Genomic DNA, 21,938 nt, shown 5'->3' with positions numbered 1-21,938 from the left:
TCGGCTCGGTCCACGACAAGCCACCCTGCATCTGGGAGGTCTAGCCTTATGGCAGCCAAGATGATCGCGTTTGACGAGGACGCCCGGCGCGGTCTCGAGCGCGGTATGAACCAGCTCGCCGACGCCGTCAAGGTGACCTTGGGTCCCAAGGGCCGCAACGTCGTGCTGGAGAAGAAGTGGGGCGCTCCCACGATCACCAACGACGGTGTGTCCATCGCCAAGGAGATCGAGCTCGAGGACCCCTGGGAGAAGATCGGCGCCGAGCTGGTCAAGGAAGTCGCCAAGAAGACGGACGACGTCGCGGGCGACGGCACCACGACCGCCACCGTGCTCGCCCAGGCGCTGGTGCGTGAGGGTCTGCGCAACGTCGCCGCCGGCGCCAACCCGATGGCCCTGAAGAAGGGCATCGAGGCCGCCGTCGAGCGCGTCAGCGAGGAGCTCTCCAAGCTGGCCAAGGACGTGGAGACCAAGGAGCAGATCGCCTCCACCGCCTCCATCTCCGCCGCCGACCCCGAGATCGGCTCGCTCATCGCCGAGGCGATGGACAAGGTCGGCAAGGAAGGCGTCATCACCGTCGAGGAGAGCAACACCTTCGGCCTCGAGCTCGAGCTCACCGAGGGCATGCGCTTCGACAAGGGCATGACGTCGATGTACTTCGTCACCGACTCGGACCGCATGGAGGCCGTGCTCGAGGACCCGTACATCCTGATCGTCAACAGCAAGGTCTCGGCCAACAAGGACCTGCTGCCGCTGCTCGACAAGGTCGTCCAGTCGGGCAAGCCGCTGCTGATCATCGCCGAGGACATCGAGGGCGAGGCCCTGGCGACCCTGGTCGTCAACAAGATCCGCGGCCTGTTCCGCTCCGTGGCGGTCAAGGCCCCGGGCTTCGGCGACCGCCGCAAGGCCATGCTCAACGACATCGCCATCCTGACCGGCGGCCAGGTCATCGCCGAGGAGGTCGGTCTCAAGCTCGAGAACGCCACCCTCGACCTGCTCGGCCGCGCCCGCAAGGTCGTGGTGACCAAGGACGAGACCACGATCGTGGACGGCGCCGGTGACGCCGAGCAGATCGCCGGCCGGGTCAACGAGATCCGCGCCGAGATCGAGCGCACCGACTCCGACTACGACCGCGAGAAGCTCCAGGAGCGCCTGGCCAAGCTGGCCGGCGGCGTGGCCGTCATCAAGGCCGGCGCCGCGACCGAGGTCGAGCTCAAGGAGCGCAAGCACCGCATCGAGGACGCCGTGCGCAACGCCAAGGCGGCCGTCGAGGAGGGCATCGTGCCCGGCGGTGGCGTGGCGCTGCTGCAGGCCGGCGCCAAGGCGTTCGACAAGCTCGAGCTCAACGGTGACGAGGCCACCGGTGCCGCGATCGTGAAGAAGGCTCTGGAGGAGCCGCTGAAGCAGATCGCGGTCAACGCCGGCCTCGAGGGCGGCGTCGTGGTGGAGAAGGTGCGCAACCTCACCCCGGGTGAGGGCCTGAACGCCGCCTCCGGCGAGTACGTCAACATGTTCGAGTCGGGCATCATCGACCCGGCCAAGGTGACGCGCTCGGCGCTGCAGAACGCCGCCTCCATCGCGGCGCTCTTCCTCACCACCGAGGCCGTCATCGCGGAGAAGCCCGAGAAGACCCCTGCCGCTCCGGCCATGCCGGGCGGCGGCGACATGGACTTCTAGGTCTCTCCTCGCCGCAAGAGCTGAGGGCGGCCCGGGTCTTCCCGGGCCGCCCTTGTGCGTCTCAGGCCGGATCCGCTGTTCACACCCCGTAGACGGGGACGATGTGGCCGCGCGCCAGGGTGTTGGCGGTGATGTTGAAGCCCACCACCGCCGGGTTGACGTCGCCGTCCACATCCAGCTTGTCGACCCCCAGGGCGTGGACCGTGAAGACGTAGCGGTGCGGGGCGCCAGGAGGCGGGGCCGCGCCGCCGTACTCCTTCTTGCCGTAGTCGTTGCGGGCGTGGACCGCCCCGGCGGGCAGGCCCTTGAACTCGGGGCCGGTGCCCGCGCCCCCGGGCAGCTCGGACACGGAGGCGGGGAGGTCGAACACCAGCCAGTGCCAGAAACCGCTGCCCGTGGGGGCGTCGGGGTCGTAGCAGGTCACGGCATAGCTGCGGGTCTCGGCGGGCGCGCCCGACCAGCGGAGATGGGGCGACTGGTTCTGGCCCGTCATGCCCCAGTCGTTGAAGACGTGGAGGTCGCTCAGCCTCTCGCCGTCCCGGAGGTCGTCGCTCTCGACCACGAGCGCGGGAACCGGCGGCAGGTATTCGTGTGGCAGCGGTGCGGGCACGGCATCCTCCTAGGTTGAGAGCTGCTTGCCCAGCCATCCTAGAAGCGGCCGCGCCCGCCGCCGGTCAGGTGCTCGCGCCTAGGCTGTCAGCTGCGCGGGCAGGGGCTTGTCGTGCAGGACCGTCAGTGACGTCACCGCTCGGGTCAGCACCACGTAGAGCCTGGCCAGGCCCCGGGGCTCGGCCGCGACGATGTCCGCGGGCTCCACGACGATGACGTGGTCGTACTCCAGGCCCTTGGCCAGGGTCGCCGGGACGATCAGCAGGCGGTGCTCCTCGGCGGAGTCCGGGTCGAGCACGGCATGAGGGACGCCGGCCAGCGCGCGCGAGACGTCGGCGATCAGGGCGTCCGGGACGATGACGCCGACGGAGCCCTCTCTGGCCAGGGCCTCCGCGGCGGCCTCCGTGACCGAGCCGCCGGGACGTACGGTGAGCGAGCCGACGCCCGGGCGGAGCGAGCGGGGAGCGGCCAGGTCGGGGGCGATGGAGGGGAGCAGGCGCGCGGCGTAGTCGAGGACCTCCCTCGGCACGCGGAAGCCGAGCGTCAGCTCGGTCACCTCGCCCTCGCGCTGGCCCAGGTGCTCGAGCACCGACTTCCACGAGCTGGTCGACCACGGGGTCGTGCCCTGGGCCAGGTCGCCGAGCACGGTGGCCGAGCCGTTGCGGCAGCGGCGGCCGAGCGCTCTCAGCTGCATCTCGGAGAGGTCCTGGGCCTCGTCCACCACGAGGTGGCCGAGGGACGGGGTGCGTTCCATGAGGTCGCGGAGTTCGTCCAGGAGCGCGGCGTCCGCGGCCGACCATTTGGCGGACTTCCAGCTCCGGTACGGCTTCCGCCAAATGAGCATTTCTTGCTCTTCGGGTGACAAATCGGATTTAGCTGCTTTGACGGCTGTAGCGAGAAATTCCGGGTCGGAGAGCAGGCGATAAAGGACCTGTTCTGGCGTTAGTTTTGGCCAGACCGTATCAACGAGTTGCTTCACCGGTTTCGACCTGGCCACGGCGTCCTGGACCCGGTCGTCGGGCGATTCGCCGCGCTGCTCCATTCGTACCAGCACCATGTGGGCCAGCCGCTGGGCCAGCGCCGCTCGACCCGGGTTGTATCGCGTGGTGCCGCGCAGGGAGGCGACGATCTCGCGTACCTCGTAGTCGGCCACCCGGTAGCGGTACGCGCCCTTCGTGAAGACGATGCCCTCCTCCGGCTTCACGATGTGCAGCCAGAGCGCGCGCTCGAGCACCGGCGCCATCCTGGCGTCGCCCTTCACGGCCGCCACCATCGGGTCCTCCGGCGCCGCGTGCTCGCCGAGCAGCCCCGCGACCGTGGTCTGGTCGACCTTGACCTCGCCGAGCGCGGGAAGCACGGAGGAGATGTAGGAGAGGAAGGCGCGGTTGGGCCCGACGATCATGACGCCGGCCCTGGCGAGGCGCTCGCGGTGGGTGAACAGCAGGTACGCCGCCCGGTGCAGGCCCACGGCGGTCTTCCCGGTGCCCGGGGCACCCTGGACGCATACCGTCTGGGCCAGGGTGGAGCGGACGATCTCGTCCTGGTCCGGCTGGATCGTGGCGACGATGTCACGCATGGGGCCGGTTCGGGGGCGCTCGATCTCCTCGGTGAGGATCTTCGACGGGCCGATCTCGACGCCGTCGCCGAGCGGCTCGTCCTCGAACGCCGTCAGCGCGCCCCCGTGGTAGCCGAAGCGGCGCCGCCGTACGACGCCCATGGGGTCGGTGGGGCTGGCCTGGTAGAACGCCCGCGACACCGGGGCGCGCCAGTCGATGACCAGGGGCTTGCTGTGGCCGTCGTGCACGTGGCGGCGGCCGACGTAGATCGTGCTCGGGAGGTCGTCGCCCGAGGCGCGGTCGAGGCGGCCGAAGAACAGCGGCGTGTCGGGATGGTCGGCGAGCGCCGCCACCCGCTGGTCGAGGAGGGCCTGGAGGATCTGCTGCGAGACCCAGTCACCCGCCGCGTCGGCGGACAGCGACTGGGCGTGTGCGCGCATGGCCTTGAGCGCGGCCCTGGACTCCGCCAGGTGGGCCTGCTCGGCGGCGAGCACGTCGGAGGGTATATCGGGGGCCAACTGGTGTCCGGGCATGCGAAAGCGCCTCCCTGGCTGGTTCGGAGGTGGTAAAGGCAGCGAATCGGCCAGTCTAGTGGCGACTCCGGGCGGCTTCCACAGCATTTACCACCGACACGACGCCGGGCGGAGTAGCGGTTGTTCGGGCGGGGTAGGGAGGGGTGGTGGCGCGGATTCAGCTGCGTTTCTCGCCGATCATCCCCACGATCGCGAGCTTCCTGCTAGCAGCCCTCTGGGCGTTGTCGGTGTTCGCGGACTGGGGCCTGGAGGCGTTCTGCGCGGGCGGCGAGTCCGGTTCGGCGTGCTCCCAGCGCCTCGGCATGGTCTCCACGCTGTCAGGGCTGTTCGCCGTGCTCGCCGCCGGCTGCACGGTGGCCGCCTGGCTCCTGCCGTGGTCCAGGAACGACCCGCGCACGTTCGGGCGGATCCTGGGCGCGGGCCTGCTCTCCTGGATCGTCGCGGAGGGAGTGCTCTTCCTCGGCGGCCTCATGGTGCGATAGGACCCGGCCCGCGGACCCCCGTGGCGACCCCCCTCCGACCAGTAACCAACGGCTAATACCGAAAAAATCGGGCATATCAGGTGGGTTTGTCGGATCATGGGGGTATGTCGCAGGCGGCGTGATAGTACGCAGGTGAGGGGGGTGGTTCGATTGTCTTCGGCCCGAGGAGTCTCGTGGACGTGACGCCACGCTGAACATGCCTGGCCGCTCGAGGTGAGCGGCCGGGCATCACACCTCGCCGAACACGTCGTCGGCGTCGATGATCTGGTACGCGTACCCCTGCTCGGCCAGGAAGCGCTGACGGTGCGCCGCGAACTCCTGGTCCACCGTGTCCCTGCTCACGATCGTGTAGAACCGGGCGCCCCCGCCGTCGGCCTTGGGCCGCAGCACCCGGCCGAGCCGCTGGGCCTCCTCCTGGCGTGAGCCGAACGTGCCCGACACCTGGATCGCGATGGCCGCCTCCGGCAGGTCGATGGAGAAGTTGGCCACCTTCGACACCACCAGCACCTGGATCTCCTTGTCGCGGAAGGCCTGGTAGAGCCGCTCGCGCTCCTTGATCCGGGTCTCGCCCTTGATGACCGGCGCGTTGAGGTGCTCGCCGAGCTCGTCGAGCTGGTCGATGTACTGGCCGATGACCAGCACCTGCTCGCCGAGATGGCGGCGGACCAGCGCCTCCGTCACGTGCGTCTTGGACGGCGTGGTGGCGCAGAAGCGGTAGCGCTCCTCGGACTCGGCCATCGCGTACGCCAGCCGCTCCTCGTCCGTCAGCGTGACGCGCACCTCCACGCAGTCGGCGGGCGCGATCCAGCCCTGGTTCTCCATCTCCTTCCAGGGCGCGTCGTACCGCTTGGGGCCGATCAGCGAGAACACGTCGCCCTCGCGCCCGTCCTCGCGCACCAGCGTCGCGGTCAGCCCCACCCGCCTGCGGGCCTGCAGGTCGGCGGTCATCCTGAAGATCGGCGCAGGCAGCAGGTGGACCTCGTCATAGACGATCAGGCCCCAGTCGCGGGCGTCGAACAGCTCCAGGTGCGAGTAGACGCCCTTCCTCCTGGTCGTCATCACCTGGTACGTGGCGATGGTGACCGGGCGGATCTCCTTCTTCGAGCCGGAGTACTCGCCGATCTCGTCCTCGGTCAGCGACGTGCGCTTGAGCAGCTCGGTCTTCCACTGGTGGGCCGAGACCGTGTTCGTCACCAGGATGAGCGTGGTGGCCTGCGCGTGCGCCATGGCGGCCGCGCCGACGATCGTCTTGCCGGCGCCGCAGGGCAGCACGACCACGCCCGAGCCGCCGTTCCAGAACGCGTCCGCCGCCTCCCGCTGGTACGGCCGCAGCCCCCACCCCTCCTGCAGCAGCTTGATCGGGTGGGCCTCGCCGTCCACGTAGCCGGCCAGGTCCTCCGCCGGCCAGCCCAGCTTGAGCAGGGCCTGCTTGACGTTGCCGCGGTCGCTCGGGTGCACGATGACCGAGTCGGCGCCGAGCCGCTCGCCCAGCATCGGCTGGATCTTCTTCGAGCGCAGCACCTCCTCCAGCACCGCCCGGTCGGTGGAGGTCAGCACCAGGCCGTTGACCGGGTCCTTCTCCAGCCGGAGCCGGCCGTACCTGGCCATGGTCTCGGCGATGTCCACCAGCAGCGCGTGCGGCACGGGGTAGCGGCTGAAGCTGATCAGCGCGTCGATGACCTGCTCGGCGTCGTGTCCGGCGGCGCGGGCGTTCCAGAGGGCCAGCGGGGTCACGCGGTAGGTGTGCACGTGTTCGGGGGCACGCTCGAGCTCGGCGAACGGCGCGATCGCCTTGCGGCACTCGTCCGCGCGTTCGTGGTCGACTTCGAGCAGCAGCGTCTTGTCCGACTGGACGATCAGCGGTCCATCGCTCACTGGCATTTCTCCGTGGTGTCGTACGGGGGCCTCGCGCAACAGGACCATCGTCTCCTGATCCCGGCTCCCCCGCTCCGAGACTCCAACAACCCGCGAGCCCGGATTAGTCCAAGAAGCCCCGCCGAAGTGCCATGGCGGACGTCAGGAGCGGTCGTCCAGGTAGCCGGCGAGGCCCAGGAAGAGGAAGACGGCGACGCCCAGCACGAAGCCGGCCCCGAACAGGACCCAGCTCCAGATGACCATCGTGCGGGCGGCCCGCGGCTCCGTGCGGGCCTTGCCGATCGCCAGGCCGGCCAGGATCGCGCCGGGCAGGCCGAGGATGTTGCAGCACGAGACGAGCGCGAGGAGGTTGAGCACGAGCGAGACGATCGCGTTGGCGCTGGGCCCGTCGTTGCGCGGCGGCGGGGGATAGCCGTAGCCGTAGCCGTACTGCGGGGGCGGCTGCTCCCCGTAGGGCGCGCCATAGGGCTGGTACGGATAGCCCGACGGATCTTCCTGGCTCATGGTCACCTCCAGACACGTCAACACTTATCACGGAAATCAGACGTGCCTGACCCTGAGTGCGCGATCCGGCAAGGGGAGCGAGGTGCGGCTAGAGCCGCGCCCGCAGCGCCTTCCTGTCGAGCTTGAGCACGCTCGTGACCGGGACCGAGTCCACGAACCGCACCTCCCGCGGATACTTCACCCGGCCCACCCGCTCGCGCGCCCACTCGATGAGCTCCTCGGCCGTCACCGACGCCCCCTGGCGGAGCTGGACGAACGCCACGACCTCCTCGCCGATCCGCGGCTCCGGCCGCCCCACGACGCCCGAGACCACCACGTCGGGGTGCCGGTTGAGCGCGTCCTCGACGTCGCGCGGGAACACGTTGAAGCCGCCGCGGATGATCAGGTCCTTCTTCCTGTCGACGATGTAGAGGTAGCCGTCGTCGTCCAGGCAGCCGATGTCGCCGGTACGCAGCTCGCCGCCGACCAGCGCGGTGCCCTCGGGGTCCGGCTCCTGCTCGCCCCAGTAACCGAGCATCAGCGAGTCCCCCGAGACGCAGACCTCGCCGACGTCCCCGATCTCCACGGCCTCGCCGTCGCCGTCGCGGATGGTGATCGTGTAGCCGGGCAGCGGCAGGCCGACGCTGCCGGCTTTGCGCCCGTCATGGGGGTTGAACGTGGTGACGGCGCTGGTCTCGGTCAGGCCGTACCCCTCGAGGATCCGCACGCCCGGCATCCTGCGCTCGAACTCCTCCAGCACGTCCCTCCCGAGCGGCGCCGCGCCGCAGGTGAGGTATGACAGGTCGGGCAGCGGGTGCGACTCGAGCGGCTCGGCGAGGAGCAACTGGATCATGGAAGGGACGACGGTGCCGAACTGGACGCGCTGCTCGGCGGCCAGCCTGAGGAACGCCTCCGCCTCGAACCGGCGCATCAGCACCGCCTGCTGCGGCTCCGTGGCGTGCATGGAGGCGACCGAGATGATCAGCCCGTACGCGTGGGAGAGCGGCACGGGCAGCAGGGCGCGATTCTTCCCTTCCTGGTGGGAGGTGTCCCAGACGTCCTTGGCCACCTTCCAGAGTCCCTGGTGGCTCAGCATGACGCCCTTGGCCTTGCCGGTCGTGCCGCCGGTGTACATGAGGGCAGCCAGATCGCCCGGATCCCTGGCCACCGGGCCGCGTTCGGACGCCCGTTCCAGCTCGCCCGTGTCCACATAAATCGTGATATCGGCGGCGGCGGCCCGTACGGTCTCCGCCAGCTCGGGCGAGGTGACGATCGCGGACGCGCCGCTGTCGAGCAGGATGTGCCGTAGCTCCTCGGCGCCCACCAGGAACACCACCGGTGTCACCACCGCGCCCGCGGCCCAGAGCGCCTGGTAGATCAGCGGCACCTCCGGCGAGGTCGCCATCATCACGGCCACCCGGTCACCGGGCCTGATCCCCGCCTCGACGAAGCCGCCGCACATCCGGCGCGCCCGCTCGGCGAGCGCATGACTGCGATGCCAGACTCCCTCGTAGAAGATCGCGTCGTGATCGTCGAAGCGGTTCCATGACTCCTCGGCCAACCGGCCCAACGCCTGCTCGGTCCTCACATGCCCAACCTGATGTGATCGAGGTTCCGCCGTCAAGCCTTGACTACGCTCAGTGGACAGGGAGCAAGTGCCGGGTAAATGGCGATATATCTCTCTTAAGGCTATTCTTGCTCTCTCGTTCGTCTGGATCGTGTAATGGTGAGACACCTAGGGGCCGTGGGGCCTGCGGAGAGCGATGGAGGGCATGATCGACATGTCCGCGACAGCGGCCCTGGCTGCGAGTCTCGCGCGAAAAGCCTGGTCGCACAGGGCTCGTGACTCTGTGCGATCGCCCGGTATTAAGAGAAGAAACTTGTTAGGCAACGATATTTTCCGTAGAAAAGTTTCCAGTCAAGCCTGGGGTGACTTTCGTGGCCGAAACGCCTGAATCGGGCGAGATCGATCTTGACGACAGAGCGCTCCGCCGGCACCTCATAACCATCTCCGACTACGTACGGTCGGTCGCGGCGCCGGTCACCAGAGACCTCAGCCGGCGGGAGGCGGACGCGCTCCTGCGCTCCTACCTGGAGCCGGAGTGCTTCCCGGAGGCGGTGCGCCGGCTCTCCGTCCGCCACCTGCTGGTGCTCGTGGGCGGAGAGGAGACGGGCAAACGACTGGGAGCCATGGCCCTGCTCTCCCGCATGTCCCTGGCCGACGGCGACGCGATCACCGTGCTCTCGCCCGCCCGCACCGCCGCCGAGCTGCTGTCCAGGACCGAGTACGAGCCGGGCAGGGCGTACCTGCTGCACGACTGGATCGCGGAGAGCACCGACACGCTCGAGCTGGTCAACCTGGCGCGCAAGCTGGCCGAGCTGGGCTCGTACCTGGTCATCACCAGGAACGGCACGCCCTCGCAGGCGGTCGAGGTGGAGCAGCCGTGGTCCGCGCCCGACCCCGGGGAGCTGTTCGACCTCTGCCTCAGGACGTACGACGTGCGTGCCGTGCGGACCCCGGAGGAGCTCGCCCGGGCCAGGGACCTGGCGCTGGTGCTGCCGACGCCGGCCGAGGTCGTGAGCCTGGCCACGCGGCTCGCGCGGGGCGAGGAGGCGGCCGGGGAGGAGGTGGCGGCCTGGTTCGACACCAAGCCGCCGCCGCACGAGGTGCGGGAGGCGGCGGCGCTGGCGTTCCTGCACCGGGCGGCCGAGCCGGTCTTCGAGCGGCAGTGCGCCCGGCTCGAGCGGATCTGCCAGACGCACGAGAAGCGCGGGCCCCAGCCGGCCGGGGCTCATCATCCCCTGCTCGGCTCCCACGAGGGGCGGGTGCGCTTCCTGGCGCCGCACCACCGTGGCCAGGTGCTCGCCGAGCTGGTCGGACGGTACGGGTTCTGGCTGTGGCAGCCGTTGCGCGAATGGGTGCGGTCGCTGCCCCTGGAGGGGCTCGAGGAGTCGGTACGGGCTTCGGAGGGCGTGGCGGCGCTGGCGGCGTACTCGCTGGGGGAGGTCCGGGAGGAGTTCCTGGAGGTGTGGGCGCGGGGCGTGGCGCCGCTGGCGGCGGCGAACGCGCTGTCGTACATGTGCGCCGACGACACGCTCGCCCCTGAGGCGCTGCGGCTGGCGCTGGCCTGGGCCGACGAGCCCGGGGACCCCCGGGCCGCGGCGGCGGCCGTGGCGCTGGGCGGCGGGCTGGCCGTCCGGTACCCGGCCGACGCGGTGCGGCACCTGCGGCGGCTGGCATCCTGCGACGGGCCCGCTGCGACGGTGGCCAGGGGATCGCTGGCGCTGCTGCTCCGACAGGCGGGCAAGCGCGACGACGCCTCCGCCCGCACCCTGATCGCGCTGGCCGCCACCACCGCCACCGGCCCCTGATACGGCGCGCATCGCATTCTGCCCGCGCGCCTGCGGACACCATCGGCACCGTCACGGCGCTGTGCGGCACGAAAGGCCGGACGCCCCGCACGGGGACGCGCTCGATGGGAGCCGCGGTACCTCCGGAGACCGCCTCGCAGCGGGGCCGGATGCGGCGCTGGGAGGTGGGGGTCAGAGGCCGGCGACGCCGGTGATGCGGTGGAGGGCGAAGCGATGCACGGCGGCCCGGGTCTCGTCGTAGGCCGTCAGGTAGCCGCCCTCCATCCGGGCCGGCTCCAGGATGCGCGAGGTGGCGTTGCCCTGCGAGTCGAGGTAGCCGATCCACACCCGGACGCCCTGCTTGATCGCCTCCTGCAGCGCCGAGATGGTGGCCGTCGCGGGCCCGCGCGGCACCTGGCCGCCCGGCGCCTCCACGGGCTCGCGCCGCGCCAGGTGCGCCGCGTCGCCGGCCCGCATCGCGCGTACGGCGGCCACCGCCACCTCGGGGTCCAGGCCGTTGCCGGAGGAGACGGTACGGACCGGCGCGGGCCCCTCGGTACGGCGGCTGTCGAGCTGAGAGATGATCACGTCGCCGTCGAGCGACTCGGCCACGGGCGCGTACCCCATGGCACGCAGCGAGTCGACCAGCGCCGCCCTGGAGGAGCGGGAGGCGATGACGGTGGGGGCCAGCCGGCGCAGCCGCAGCGCGGCGGAGCGCCGGTCGGCGGTGATCTGGTCGAGCAGCGCGGGGTCGTCGCAGCGGATGTACGCGCTGGCGGTGCCCACGCGGATGCGGCCGTGGCGCCTGGCCACGTCGGTCACCAGGTACGACAGCGCCTGCGGCACCGGCGTGGCCGAGTGGCGGGCCAGCATCGACACCAGCTCCTCGCCCCCGTGCCCGGCGTCGAGCGCCCGCCGGATCGAGCCTTCGCTGAACCGGTAGACCGTCGCGCCGCCCTTCGACTCCACGTCGGCGGTGAGCGTCATCCAGCGGTTGAGCTCGCTCGTGAGCGGCCCGGGCGCGACGGCGGTGAGGTCGGCCTGGAGCAGCACGTGATCGACGGGCTCGGGCAGCAGCGGCGCCAGCACCTCCGCCGGTTCGCCGCCGTCGAGCAGCGCCCGCCCGTGCGTCGACAGCGCGCCCAGCCCGGTCACGCCCACCTGCTCGGCCTCCCGCAGGGCGAACTCGATGAGCCGCTCCCGCAGCGGCCCCTTGCGGCGCGGCTGCTCCCACGCCAGCCGTTCGAGCACGGAGTCACGCGAGGGCGCGAGGCCCGGAGCGGCGGCCAGCACGCCCAGCGTGGCGGCCCTGACCCCGGGGGCGGAGGCGCGGCGCAGGTCGGTGTGCAGGGCGTTGAGCGGCCTGTCACGCTCGTCCCGCTCACCGACCAGGCCCGGCACGCGGTCCATGTGCAGCCACGTGGACGCGAGCGCGACCCACCGGTCGGCGGTCGCCCTGACCCGCCACAGGTCGTAGCCGGAGGTCGGCAGCCACTCGCCGTCCACGCCGCCGCCGGCCGCGATCAGCCCGGCCGCGTACGCGACCTCGACCACCAGCGCCGCCACCCACTCGGGCAGGTCCAGCTCGCCGGCCGTGCGCTTCATGTCGCGCACGCCGAGGCCGCCGGTACGCAGCACGCCCGGCGGATCGACGCTCCACCGGTCGCAGAGCTCCTCGACCGACCGGACGAACGAGAACGCCTGCCCCGCCGCCGTGCGATCGGCCAGGTCCTTGTCCCGCGTGGCCCCTTCGAGCGGCGGCGGAACGGCCAGCAGGCCGCGGTGCACCCGGCCGCCACGCAGGTGGAGCCCCACTTCGCGGGGCAGCGTCACGCTCTCCTCGCCCGTGGCCGCCAGCAGCCCCCTGGCCAGCAGCTCCTCGATGGGCGAACGCGCCGACGCCACGCGTACCTCGCGCCTGGCGTTGGGCACGCGGCCGGTGGGCGGGCCCCAGGCGAGCTGGTCGAGCGCGCCCCTGGCCTCGGGGGAGACGGACTCGATGAGCGCGGCGGGCTCGGCCAGCGCGGCCGCCAGCCGTTCCTTGCCCGAGCCCTGTGTGCCCGGCGCGATGTCGTCGGCCATCTCGTCGAGCTGCTCCGGCGCGTGGTGCCGGAACGCGTCGACCGCCCGCGGCCCGAGCCCGGCCGGGTCCTCGAGCACCTTGCGCACGCCGGGGCCCAGGTCGAGCGCGTCGTCGGACCCGTAGACCAGCGCCAGGTCACGCAGCCTGTCGAGCGCCGCCGACAGCGCTGTCTCGGCGTCCGTGCCTGGTCGATCATCGCTCACGGCCGCGCTCACGAGCTCGCGCAGCCGTTCCGCGGACACCGGCCCGTCCTGCACGGCCAGCGTCTCCACGACGGCGAGCGTGAAACGGTCGAGCCGGTCGAGCACCCTGCCGATCGCCGACGGGCTGCCTGCCCGCGACGCCAGCCCTTCCAGATGCGCGGGCACCGGAGTGATCAGCTCGGGCCGCGCTGAGACGAGCGCCCGTAGCTGTTCGTCCGTGCGCCCCCTGATCCACTCCGTGAACTCCATCGTTGCCATGGTATGTCCCACCTGATTGGGGCAGCATGGCTAGACGTGATAGAGCGCGCGGACCAGCTCGTGCTGAACTACGTCTCCAAGGCGGCGGACGCCGCCCACGGCGTGCTCAGGGCCGATCAGCGGCTCGACTTCGCCAAGCGGCTGCGGGCCAGGATCGAGGTCGAGCGGCGCGGCAGCCAGAACGCCCGCGAGGTGGCGAAGGTGCTGGCCAGGTTCGGCGACCCGGCGGCCCTGGTCGAGCGCGAGGCTCGCCGGCTGGCCGAGGCGGGCGTGCCCACGAAGCGCGACGCGGCGGCGGGAACCTCTGGGACCGCGGCTCACAGTGCGTCCACGACGGCCACGGGAGCCCGGCAGGAGCAGCCTCCGGGTGCGGGGCCGCTTCCCGGCCAGGACGCGGGGGCCACGAGGCGGTTCCCCACGATCGTGGACGACGGTGACGTGCCTGCGGGCGTGCGGGCGTACCGGAGGATCGCTCAGGAGAGCCTCGGCGGGCGGCCGGGCCGCGGGCTGCCGTTCGCGGGGCTGCGCCGCCTGGCCATGCCCTTTCGCAGCGGACTTCCAGCTGCGGAGTCGAGCGCAAACCCGATGGCGACCGGCGGCAGGGACGCCAGGACCATCGTCAAGGAGCACTCCCGCGAGACCGCCGCGATGGTCATCCTGGTGCTGGCGGCGCTGCTGCTGCCGTTCGACCTTCCGCCGGTGGCGATCTTTGAGATCCCCGTGCTGGTGTGGGCGGTCGGCGCGGTGATGGTGCTGTTCAGCGAGAGCTGGAAGGTGGGCGACAAGCTCCTCGGGATCGGCGCGCCGCTGCTCGGCTACTCGGTGGGCGGCGTGCTCGTCGGGGGCCTGCGGGTGGGGAGCGAGCCGGGGCTGCAGGCGTTCTTCACGCAGTTCTACGACGTCAGCGGCACGATGTTCATGATCGGGACCGGGCTGGGCGTGGTGTGGCTGGCCTACCGGCTGCTCGACGTCAGCTGACCGGCGCGGGGCTCGGAAGGAGACCGACCGCCAGGCGTACCCAGGCGGCGACGAACTGCTCCTTGTCGGCGTGCCCCGGCAGCTCGCCCACGGTCTCCTGGAACAGGCGGTAGTGCACCACGGAGCCGCCGAGCACCGCCGAGATGCCCGTCCAGTCGAGCTCGACCTCCCTGTACTCGGGCTGCGCCCTGAACCAGGTCACGATCGCGTCGAACATGGGCTGCAGCAGCCCCTCCCGCACCACGGTGACCAGTTCGGGGAACTGGCTCAGGTCGCGGAAGAACACCCGGGTCAGCTCGGACTCCTCGCGCACCTTGGCCAGCCCGGCGCGGCACACGTGGGACAGCCGCTCCTCCAGGTCCACCGACGCTTCCATGGCGCTCAGCTCGGCCAGGCTCTCCGCCACCTGGCTCCTGGTACGGCTGGCGTGCTCGTTGATCGCCGCGGCCAGCACCTCGTACTTGGACTTGAAGTGCCGGTAGAGCCCTCCGGCGCCGGGGGACAGCCCTGAGGCGGCCTCGATCTCCGCCACGGAAGTGGCGGAGTAGCCCCGCTCGGCGAACAGTCGCAGGGCCTCATCGATGATCCGCTCACGGGTTGATCTGGTCATATTTATCCTGGTACCTCCAGGTTGAGGGTAGTCCTAACGGCGGATGCGTCCAGCGGGCTCATGGAGCGGCGCGCCGGATCAGGCCCGCGACGGCGGAGCCGATGATCAGCCAGACGACCGCGGCGAGGCCGCAGTTGACCAGCGTCGTCCAGCGCGGGTCGGCGAGCTCGAACAGGTTGGCCAGGCCCAGGGAGAGCGATGCGGCGAGCGACTCCACGAACTGGTACCAGACGTTGGCGGGGTTGGCCTTGAACACCGTGAACACCGCGTACAGCACCATGACCAGCGCGGCCACCCTGGAGGCCACCTTGACCAGGTAGGCGAGGGCCGACACGGTCCGGTGCCAGGCCGTCGCCGCCGGACGGGCCGGTCTGGCGGGCCGGTGCGGGCGCGGCGGGGCGGAGGAGGCGACGAGCCGGTCTCCGGCGTGCGGCGGCTTGGGGGTGTCGGTCACAGCCGCTCCTCTCCGATAAGTAATTCCTTTCATCGCATTCTTACGGTCCCGCGACAAGGCTGTCAGTAGGGGACCGCCGTTACGTGGGCTTGGGTGACGTTTGGCATCCTGCACATGTGACGACTTCGGTGGGATTCGACCTCGACATGACATTGGCGGACACACGAGCGGGGATCGCCGCCGTTTACGACGAGCTGTCCGTGCGTTTGGGCGTGGCCATTGACTCCGCGGCGGTGGTGAGCAGGCTGGGGCCGCCACTGGAGATGGAGCTGGCCAACTGGCTGCCCGCTGAGGAGATCGCGGCGGCCGCCGACCTCTATAGGGAGATATATCCGGAAATGGGGGTCCCGGTGCACACGGCCATGGCGGGCGCGCACGACGCGATCGAGGCCGTACGCGCCGGTGGCGGCCGGGTGATCGTGGTGACCGGCAAGAACCTGCGGGACGCCATCGGCACGGTCAAGGTTCTCGGCCTCGCCGTGGACGAAGTGGTCGGCTCGGTTTTCGGTGCCGCCAAGGGTTCGGCTCTCGCGCGCTTCGGCGCGGCGGCTTATGTTGGTGACCATGTCGCGGACATCGAGGCGGCACGTGCGGGCGGCGCCGTGAGCGTGACAGTCGCGACCGGCCCTTACACGGTGGGAGAGCTGCGTGAGCATGGAACAGATGTGGCGCTGGCCGACCTGACCGAATTCGCCGCCTGGTTCGCCGGTTGGCGCAAGCATGATGAACTCCGGTAATTGTTCGGGATTTACCCGGTCGCCCTGGCGCGCTCAGGGGCATAACCTACATCCATCCATCTTTTCGACTGTTTGAACGAGGTCCTCCTGTGCCGAGTGGCAAGGTCAAGTGGTACGACGCCGACAAGGGATTCGGCTTCCTCACCCGCGACGACGGCGGTGAGGTCTTCGTGCATTCATCCGCGCTGCCCACCGGTGCGGGGCCGCTCAAGCCCGGTCAGAAGGTCGAGTTCGGGGTGGCCGAGGGGCGTCGCGGCCAGCAGGCGCTGTCGGTCAGGATCCTGGAGCAGCCGCCGACCCTGGCCAAGGCCAAGCCCAAGGGCAAGCGCAAGAAGCCGGACGAGATGGTCGTCATCGTCGAAGACCTGATCAAGCTGCTCGACGGCGTCTCCACCTCCTACCAGCGCGGCAAGCACCCGGACGCGGCGCACGCCAAGAAGATCGCGCAGGTGCTCAGGGCCGTCGCCGACGACCTCGACGCCTGACGCGGCGGGCCGGGACGCTCAGCCGTTGGGGTTGGTGAGGGGTTTGGTCGGGTCGAGGGTGTCGGCGCGCTGAAGGTCGCGCTCGCCGGCCTCGGCCCGTTCCCTGCGGAGCTTGGCGTCGGTCGCGCGCACGCGCTGCCTCCTGGCGATCAGCAGCCAGCCGAGCGCGGCCGTCAGTGCGACGGCCAGCGTGACCAGCCCGGCCAGGCTGCTCTGGGAGAGCGACAGCACCAGCCCGACCAGGCCGCCGAACACCCAGGCGAGCTGGAGCATCGCCTCGACCACGCCGAAGGTGGAGGAGCGCACCTCCTCGCCGATCTCCCGCTGCACGATCGCGTCGAGCGCGAGCTTGCCCAGCTCCTGCGCGAAGGCGGTGATCAGCGAGATGGCCAGCGCGGTCCACAGGCCGAAGAAGATCGCGGTCCCGATGGCGGTCACGACGGTCACGGCGAGCGTGACCAGCACGATCAGCTGCGGCGCGTGGTTGCGCGTCCAGTTGGCCACGGCGGCGCCGACCAGGCCGCCCAGCCCGGCCGCGGCCGCCAGCAGCGCGATCGTCTTCGTGATGTCGAAGAACGGGTCCCGCGTCCCCGCGGCCAGCCACGGCACCGCCTTGTCCTGCACCAGGAAGAGCAGGAAGAACAGCAGGAAGCCGGAGAAGACCCGGAGCGCCACGTTCGCCCAGACGGCCTCGGCGACCGCGGGGCCCACTTTGAGCAGGGTGCGCCACCGGGGCGCCGCGCCCTCTTCCTCCAGGTCGGGCGAGTCGACGTGGCGCGGCAGGCGTACGGCGGCGACTCCGAGCAGCAGGAAGGCCACCATCGCGACGCGCAGCACCATCGCGCTGCCCAGCCACGCGGTCAGCCCCGCGCCGATCGGCACCGCGACGCCCGCGGAGACCAACGTGAACAGCGCCACCCGCGCGTTCGCCGACACCAGCGTGATGTCGGCGGGCAGGACGCTCGGCATGATCGCCGCCCGCGACACGTTGTACGCCTTCGACAGCACCAGCACGCCCAGCGCCCCGATGAAGAGCGTCGGCAGGTCGCCCGGCCCCACCGCGGCGGCCATCGCGAAGCAGAGCAGCCCCCGCCCGAACAGCGTGCCCGCCATCACGTACCGCCGCCCCGACCTGAACCTGTCGAGTATCGGCCCCACGAACGGCGCCAGCAGCCCGAAGGGCAGCATCGTGATGACCAGGTAGAGCGCCACCGAGCCGCGGGCCTCGCCCACGGGCACGCCGAAGAAGACCGTGCTCGCCAGCGCCACCGTGACCAGCGCGTCGCCCGCGCTGTTGCCCGCCGACAGCTCGATCAGGCGGCCGAGCCCGGTGCGGTCCGCGCCGTTGGCGTACGTGAGGCGCCGCGTCGCCTTGCCGACTTTTCGCGCACCTCGTGCCGTGGCCCTGCTCGCCCTGGCCGTGCCGCCGGCCGTGGCCCGGCTCGCGCGCGCGGTCGCGCGTCCCGCGTCGGCGACGCCGCGCGCCACCCGCCGCGAGATCTCCCGTGCCCGGCCCCAGCCGCCCTCCACGACTACCAGTCTTACCCGATTCGTCCGCGATCTCGGAGCAGGAACCTCTGTTGTGGGCGTCTCAGGTCCGCCCATGGGTGAGAATGAAGTGTGAGCGAACAGCACCTTTCGGCGGAGGCTGCCCGATGAGCCGCACCAGGGCCCGCGTCTCCGCTCCCGACCAGGCCTGTGTCGCCGCGGTCGATCTGGCGCGTGCCGCGGCGGAGGAGCTCGCGCGTCCGGGGGAGCCCGGCGAGCACCTCGGCTTCGAGAGCGAAGGCGACCGGATCGTCACCCACTACTTCGCCTGTCTCGACAAGGCCTATCGCGGCTGGCGCTGGGCCGTCACGGTCACGCGCGCCTCGCGGGCCAAGAAGGTCACGGTCAGCGAGGCCGTCCTGCTGCCGGGCACCGGAGCGCTGCTCGCGCCCGAGTGGCTGCCGTGGAGCGAGCGGCTGCGCCCCGGCGACCTCGGCGTGGGCGACCTGCTGCCGACGCCCGAGGACGATGACAGGCTCACGCCGGGTTTCACCGAGACCGACGACGAGGCAGAGCATCAGGCGGTTTTCGAGTACGGCCTGGGCCGGGCCCGTGTGCTCTCGGCCATCGGCAAGGACCGGGCGGCCAGGCGCTGGCACTCGGGCGAGCACGGGCCGCACACGCCGATCGCACACGCCGCTCCCGCGCAGTGCTCTACCTGCGGCTTCTACTGGATGCTCACGGGTGGCTTGCGGCATATGTTCGGGGTCTGCGCCAATGAGTACGCGCCGGACGACGGCAAGGTCGTCGCCGCCGACCACGGATGCGGCGCCCATTCCGAGGCCGCCATGATGCCGCCGCCCGTCGAGCAGGCCATTCCCATCCTCGACGACCTGGGCTACGACCTGATGGAGGAGGAGGCGGCGGGCTCGGTCGACGAATCCGCCTCCGAAGAACTCGGCCATTCCTGATCGCGAAGGCCGCTAGCCTACCGCCTGGCCTCTACCTCTCTATCAGGATCGTGATCGATGACGTCCGACATCTCTGGCACCTACGGCACTGACCGGATGCGAGCCGCCGTCCTCTCCGCGTGGACGGCCTCGCCCGCCCGGTTCCGCGAAGACGCCAACGCGGAAGAGGACTTCGCGCTCGGCGGCTACCGCGACCGGCTGATCGTCGAGCTCGCCCAGAACGCCGCCGACGCGGCCCTGCGCGCGGGCGTGCCCGGGGTGCTGCGGTTGACGCTCGACGGCGACGTGCTGACGGCCGCCAACACCGGCGCCCCGCTCGACGCCACCGGCGTGGAGGGCCTGTCGACGCTGCGCGTCTCCGGCAAGCGCGACGAGTTCGGCGCCGCCGGGCGGTTCGGGGTCGGGTTCGCGGCGGTGGTGTCGGTCTGCGACGAGCCGTCCATCGGCTCGCGCGGGAGCGGCGGGGTACGCTGGTCGCGTGCCGACACCGCGGCGGCCGTGTCGGAGATCCCCGCGCTCGCGGGCGAGCTGGCCGACCGCTCGGGGCACGTCCCGCTGCTCAGGCTGCCGTTCGACGCACCGCCGCTCGACGTGCCCGAGGGGTTCGACACGCTCGTACGCCTGCCGCTGCGCGACCGGGCCTGCGTCGACGCGGTCCGCCGCATGCTCGACGAGACCAGCCCGGCGCTGCTGCTCGGCATGCCGGCGCTGGAGGCCATCGAGATCGAGCTCGACGGGTCCGTACGTACCGTGGTCGCCGACGGCTGGCACGTCGTGTCGGAGTCGGGCGAGTTCACGCCGGAGGAGGTGAGCCGGCTCTTCGCCGACCGGCCCACCGAGGAGCGCGCCCGCCCCTACTGGTCGCTGCGCTGGGCGGTCCCCGTCACCGGCACCGGCGAGCCGGGGCCGCTGCCCGCCACGGTGCCGCCCGTGGTGCACGCGCCCACGCCCAGCGACGAGCCGCTCGACCTGCCCGCGCTGCTGATCGCGTCGTTCCCGATGGCCACCGACCGGCGCCACTTCGCCAAGGGCCCGCTGGCCGACTTCCTGGTCGAGCGGGTGGCCGACGCCTACGTGCGGCTGCTCGGTGAGCTGCCGCGCACGCCCAAGCTGCTCGACCTGGTCCCGTCCCTGATGGGCAAGGGCGAGCTGGACGCCAGGATCCGCCGCGCCGTGCTGGCCAGGCTGCCCTCGACGCCGCTGCTGCCCGCGCTGTCCGCGCCCGCGCCGGCCGTGCAGACGCCGTCCTTCGCCGACGCCGAGGTCTACGAGCCCGACGCCGAGTGGCAGGTCGAGCACCCCGCGCGCGAGCCCGACGGCGACGGCTGGGTGGTCGCCGGCCGTGAGGCGGCCGTGGTGCCGTCGGCCTCGGCCGAGCTGCTCGCGGCGGTCGCCGACTTCGTGCCCGGCCTGCTGCCCGCCGGGTGGCCCGCCAGGCACCCGGCCATGGCAGCGCTGGGCGTGCGCAGGGTCGAGCTGGCCGACGTGGTGGATCTGCTGTCGGGCGAGGCCGTCGAGGCGCGCGAGCCGTCGTGGTGGCGCTCGCTCTACGCGGTGCTGCCCGCCGACGACCCCGAGTCGCTGGGCGCCCTGCCGGTGCCGCTGACCGACGGCCGGCTGGTGCGCGGCCCGCGCGGCACGCTGATCCTCACCGACGGCGGCGCGGAGCTGGACCTCACGCCGCTGGGGCTGCGTATCGTGCACCCCGAGGCGGCCCATCCCGCCCTGCTCAGGCTGGGGGCGGCCGAGGCCACGCCGCGCACGATCCTCGAAGACCCGCTGACCAAGGCCGCCGTGGCGCAGTCGCTCGACAGTCCCGACCCCGAGCCGGTGGCGCGGGCCGTGCTGTCGCTGGTGGAGGCGTCGGCGCTGGCGCCGGGGGAGGCGCCCTGGCTGGCCGAGCTGGCGCTGCGCGGCGCCGACGGCGAGCTCTACCCGGCCGGGGAGCTCATGCTGGCCGACGGGGCTCTGGCCGGGCTCCTGGAGCCCGACACGCATCTCGGCGTGGCCGCCTCCGAGCTGGAGGCGGAGTACGGCGCGCGGGTGCTCGCGGCCGCGGGCGTGCTCGACGGGTTCGCGGTGGTGCACGAGGCCGACGTGCTGCTCGACCCCGACGACTGCGACCACGACCTCGACGGCGAGGCCGACTGGCTCGACCACGTGCTTGACCTGCTGCCCGAGCTGGGCGTGCCGCCGCTGGTGCCGGAGTTCGTGGCGGTGCGCGACCTGGAGCTGGTGGCCGACTGGCCGGCCGCCCTGGAGCTGCTGGCCCGCCCGCCGCTGCGTGCCGCGCTCCACCCGGTGCGGGTGGCCGGGGTGGAGGTGCCGTCCTACACGGCGTGGTGGCTGGCCAACCACCCGGTGCTGGGCGGGCGCAAGCCGCAGGAGCTGCGGCTCCCCGGGGCCGACCCGCTGCTCCAGGGCCTGTACGAAGACGCGCCCGCGGGGCTCGACGAGGCGGCCCTGTCCATGCTCGGCGTCCGTACGACGCTGCCCGAGCTGCTGGCCTCGCACGGCGGGCCCGAGGAGCTCCTTGACCTGATGGCCGACGCCTCGATCGAGGTGGACCGGGCGCAGCTGCGCGCCCTGTGGATCGCGCTGGCCGCCGTCGATCCCTCTCGCGTGGCGCCGCCGTCCCAGGTGCGTGCCGTGCTCAGAGGCTCGATCGTGGTGGCCGCCGCGGACGACGCCGTGGTGGTGGAGGCGCCCGACCTGCTGCAGCTCGTGGCCGACCGGCCGCTGGTGCTGGCGCCGTACGATCTGGCGGAGGCCCTGTCGGAGCTGCTCGACCTGCCGCTCGCCGGGGAGCTGACGTCGGGGGAGGTCACCTCACAGGGGCAGGTGCGTCCCGTTCCCGCCGAGGTGACGGCCCTGCTGCCGACGGCGCCGGCCACGTACGTGGAGCACGAGAAGCTGCTGGTGGACGGGGTGGAGTGCACGTGGCGCTTCTTCGAGGGCGCGGTGCACTGCACGGGGCTCGACGGGCTCGCCCGCGGCCTGGCCTGGGCCACCGGCCAGTGGAACGACCGCCTCGCCGTGGCGGCGCTGCTGCGTGATCCCGAGTCGGTGCCGCTCCTGCTCGCGGAGGCCGACCTGTCCTGACCGCCG

The 21,938-nt window shown here is 71.7% G+C and carries 17 protein-coding genes; 8 read left to right on the top strand and 9 right to left on the bottom strand.

The genetic code is table 11. The features are described 5' to 3' along the window. The first annotated feature begins 48 nt into the window (after window positions 1-48). Window positions 49-1,674, top strand: coding sequence for a chaperonin GroEL (gene groL, locus AB0H84_RS16790; protein ID WP_357604163.1), 1,626 nt, complete (start codon window positions 49-51; stop codon window positions 1,672-1,674). 79 nt (window positions 1,675-1,753) lie between these two features. On the opposite strand, the gene AB0H84_RS16785 is transcribed toward groL, so the two are convergent. Beyond that, window positions 1,754-2,284 carry a YbhB/YbcL family Raf kinase inhibitor-like protein gene (locus AB0H84_RS16785; RefSeq protein ID WP_357604161.1) on the bottom strand — a complete coding sequence of 177 codons (531 nt, stop codon included), beginning with the start codon at window positions 2,282-2,284 and terminating at the stop codon, window positions 1,754-1,756. Between the two features lie 78 nt (window positions 2,285-2,362). Beyond that, window positions 2,363-4,372: an AAA family ATPase gene (locus AB0H84_RS16780; RefSeq protein WP_357604159.1), complete on the bottom strand. Its 2,010-nt coding sequence runs from the start codon at window positions 4,370-4,372 to the stop codon at window positions 2,363-2,365. A 146-nt stretch (window positions 4,373-4,518) separates the two neighbouring features. Here AB0H84_RS16780 and AB0H84_RS16775 point away from each other — a divergent pair, with 146 nt between their 5' ends. Further along, window positions 4,519-4,854, top strand: a complete 336-nt coding sequence (locus AB0H84_RS16775) for a hypothetical protein (RefSeq protein ID WP_357604157.1) — start codon at window positions 4,519-4,521, stop codon at window positions 4,852-4,854. 228 nt (window positions 4,855-5,082) lie between these two features. Here the strand turns inward: AB0H84_RS16775 and AB0H84_RS16770 are convergent, their stop codons facing one another. The 3 genes from AB0H84_RS16770 to AB0H84_RS16760 all read right to left on the bottom strand — a co-directional run bounded on the left by AB0H84_RS16770 (window position 5,083) and on the right by AB0H84_RS16760 (window position 8,800). Beyond that, window positions 5,083-6,735, bottom strand: a complete 1,653-nt coding sequence (locus AB0H84_RS16770) for a DNA repair helicase XPB (RefSeq protein WP_357604155.1) — start codon at window positions 6,733-6,735, stop codon at window positions 5,083-5,085. A gap of 135 nt (window positions 6,736-6,870) precedes the next feature. Next, entirely contained in the window at window positions 6,871-7,233 is a 363-nt protein-coding gene (locus AB0H84_RS16765; protein ID WP_357604152.1) for a hypothetical protein, read from the bottom strand. An 88-nt stretch (window positions 7,234-7,321) separates the two neighbouring features. After that, window positions 7,322-8,800, bottom strand: a complete 1,479-nt coding sequence (locus AB0H84_RS16760) for an AMP-binding protein (protein ID WP_357604151.1) — start codon at window positions 8,798-8,800, stop codon at window positions 7,322-7,324. A 350-nt stretch (window positions 8,801-9,150) separates the two neighbouring features. Between AB0H84_RS16760 and AB0H84_RS16755 the strand changes: the two genes are divergently transcribed. Next, a complete protein-coding gene (locus AB0H84_RS16755; RefSeq protein WP_357604149.1) occupies window positions 9,151-10,584 on the top strand; it encodes a hypothetical protein in 1,434 nt (477 codons plus the stop codon). A gap of 171 nt (window positions 10,585-10,755) precedes the next feature. On the opposite strand, the gene AB0H84_RS16750 is transcribed toward AB0H84_RS16755, so the two are convergent. Next, window positions 10,756-13,098 carry a helicase C-terminal domain-containing protein gene (locus AB0H84_RS16750; protein ID WP_357604148.1) on the bottom strand — a complete coding sequence of 781 codons (2,343 nt, stop codon included), beginning with the start codon at window positions 13,096-13,098 and terminating at the stop codon, window positions 10,756-10,758. 45 nt (window positions 13,099-13,143) lie between these two features. On the opposite strand from AB0H84_RS16750, the gene AB0H84_RS16745 reads away from it, so the two are divergent. Next, window positions 13,144-14,085 carry a hypothetical protein gene (locus AB0H84_RS16745; protein ID WP_357604146.1) on the top strand — a complete coding sequence of 314 codons (942 nt, stop codon included), beginning with the start codon at window positions 13,144-13,146 and terminating at the stop codon, window positions 14,083-14,085. Here the strand turns inward: AB0H84_RS16745 and AB0H84_RS16740 are convergent. Together AB0H84_RS16740 and AB0H84_RS16735 are read right to left on the bottom strand one after the other, a co-directional pair. Then, entirely contained in the window at window positions 14,078-14,695 is a 618-nt protein-coding gene (locus tag AB0H84_RS16740) for a helix-turn-helix domain-containing protein (RefSeq protein ID WP_357604144.1), read from the bottom strand. The two genes, AB0H84_RS16745 and AB0H84_RS16740, sit on opposite strands and share 8 nt — an antisense overlap. Window positions 14,696-14,753: 58 nt before the next feature. Then, on the bottom strand, window positions 14,754-15,149 hold the full coding sequence (locus AB0H84_RS16735) for a hypothetical protein (RefSeq protein ID WP_357604143.1): 396 nt from the start codon (window positions 15,147-15,149) through the stop codon (window positions 14,754-14,756). A 116-nt stretch (window positions 15,150-15,265) separates the two neighbouring features. Between AB0H84_RS16735 and AB0H84_RS16730 the strand changes: the two genes are divergently transcribed. Together AB0H84_RS16730 and AB0H84_RS16725 are read left to right on the top strand one after the other, a co-directional pair. Then, complete coding sequence (locus AB0H84_RS16730) at window positions 15,266-15,886, top strand: HAD hydrolase-like protein (protein WP_357604141.1); 621 nt, start codon at window positions 15,266-15,268, stop codon at window positions 15,884-15,886. A gap of 89 nt (window positions 15,887-15,975) precedes the next feature. Beyond that, window positions 15,976-16,371 (top strand): cold-shock protein, encoded by a 396-nt coding sequence (locus AB0H84_RS16725; RefSeq protein WP_357604139.1) that lies wholly within the window; start codon window positions 15,976-15,978, stop codon window positions 16,369-16,371. Window positions 16,372-16,389: 18 nt separating this feature from the next. On the opposite strand, the gene AB0H84_RS16720 is transcribed toward AB0H84_RS16725, so the two are convergent. Next, a complete protein-coding gene (locus AB0H84_RS16720; protein ID WP_357604137.1) occupies window positions 16,390-17,901 on the bottom strand; it encodes an MFS transporter in 1,512 nt (503 codons plus the stop codon). Between the two features lie 125 nt (window positions 17,902-18,026). Between AB0H84_RS16720 and AB0H84_RS16715 the strand changes: the two genes are divergently transcribed. Both AB0H84_RS16715 and AB0H84_RS16710 read left to right on the top strand, forming a co-directional pair. Continuing rightward, window positions 18,027-18,830: a DUF3027 domain-containing protein gene (locus AB0H84_RS16715; protein ID WP_357604136.1), complete on the top strand. Its 804-nt coding sequence runs from the start codon at window positions 18,027-18,029 to the stop codon at window positions 18,828-18,830. A 57-nt stretch (window positions 18,831-18,887) separates the two neighbouring features. Further along, a complete protein-coding gene (locus AB0H84_RS16710; RefSeq protein WP_357604134.1) occupies window positions 18,888-21,932 on the top strand; it encodes a hypothetical protein in 3,045 nt (1,014 codons plus the stop codon). Window positions 21,933-21,938 lie beyond the last annotated feature (6 nt).

The organism is Nonomuraea sp. NPDC050786 (genome assembly GCF_040654115.1).
Taxonomy (GTDB): Bacteria; Actinomycetota; Actinomycetes; order Streptosporangiales; family Streptosporangiaceae; genus Nonomuraea.
Note: the sequence above shows the minus strand (reverse complement) of the source record. Positions and strands in the feature narration are given on the sequence as shown.

What these genes read in the sequence shown, in the direction of transcription:
- AB0H84_RS16715 (WP_357604136.1), top strand. Translation starts at nt 18,027, where the DNA reads ATGAGCCGCACCAGGGCCCGCGTCTCCGCTCCCGACCAGGCCTGTGTC.
- AB0H84_RS16710 (WP_357604134.1), top strand. Translation starts at nt 18,888, where the DNA reads ATGACGTCCGACATCTCTGGCACCTACGGCACTGACCGGATGCGAGCC.
- AB0H84_RS16770 (WP_357604155.1), bottom strand. Translation starts at nt 6,735, where the DNA reads ATGCCAGTGAGCGATGGACCGCTGATCGTCCAGTCGGACAAGACGCTG.
- AB0H84_RS16780 (WP_357604159.1), bottom strand. Translation starts at nt 4,372, where the DNA reads ATGCCCGGACACCAGTTGGCCCCCGATATACCCTCCGACGTGCTCGCC.
- groL (WP_357604163.1), top strand. Translation starts at nt 49, where the DNA reads ATGGCAGCCAAGATGATCGCGTTTGACGAGGACGCCCGGCGCGGTCTC.
- AB0H84_RS16765 (WP_357604152.1), bottom strand. Translation starts at nt 7,233, where the DNA reads ATGAGCCAGGAAGATCCGTCGGGCTATCCGTACCAGCCCTATGGCGCG.
- AB0H84_RS16750 (WP_357604148.1), bottom strand. Translation starts at nt 13,098, where the DNA reads ATGGAGTTCACGGAGTGGATCAGGGGGCGCACGGACGAACAGCTACGG.
- AB0H84_RS16740 (WP_357604144.1), bottom strand. Translation starts at nt 14,695, where the DNA reads ATGACCAGATCAACCCGTGAGCGGATCATCGATGAGGCCCTGCGACTG.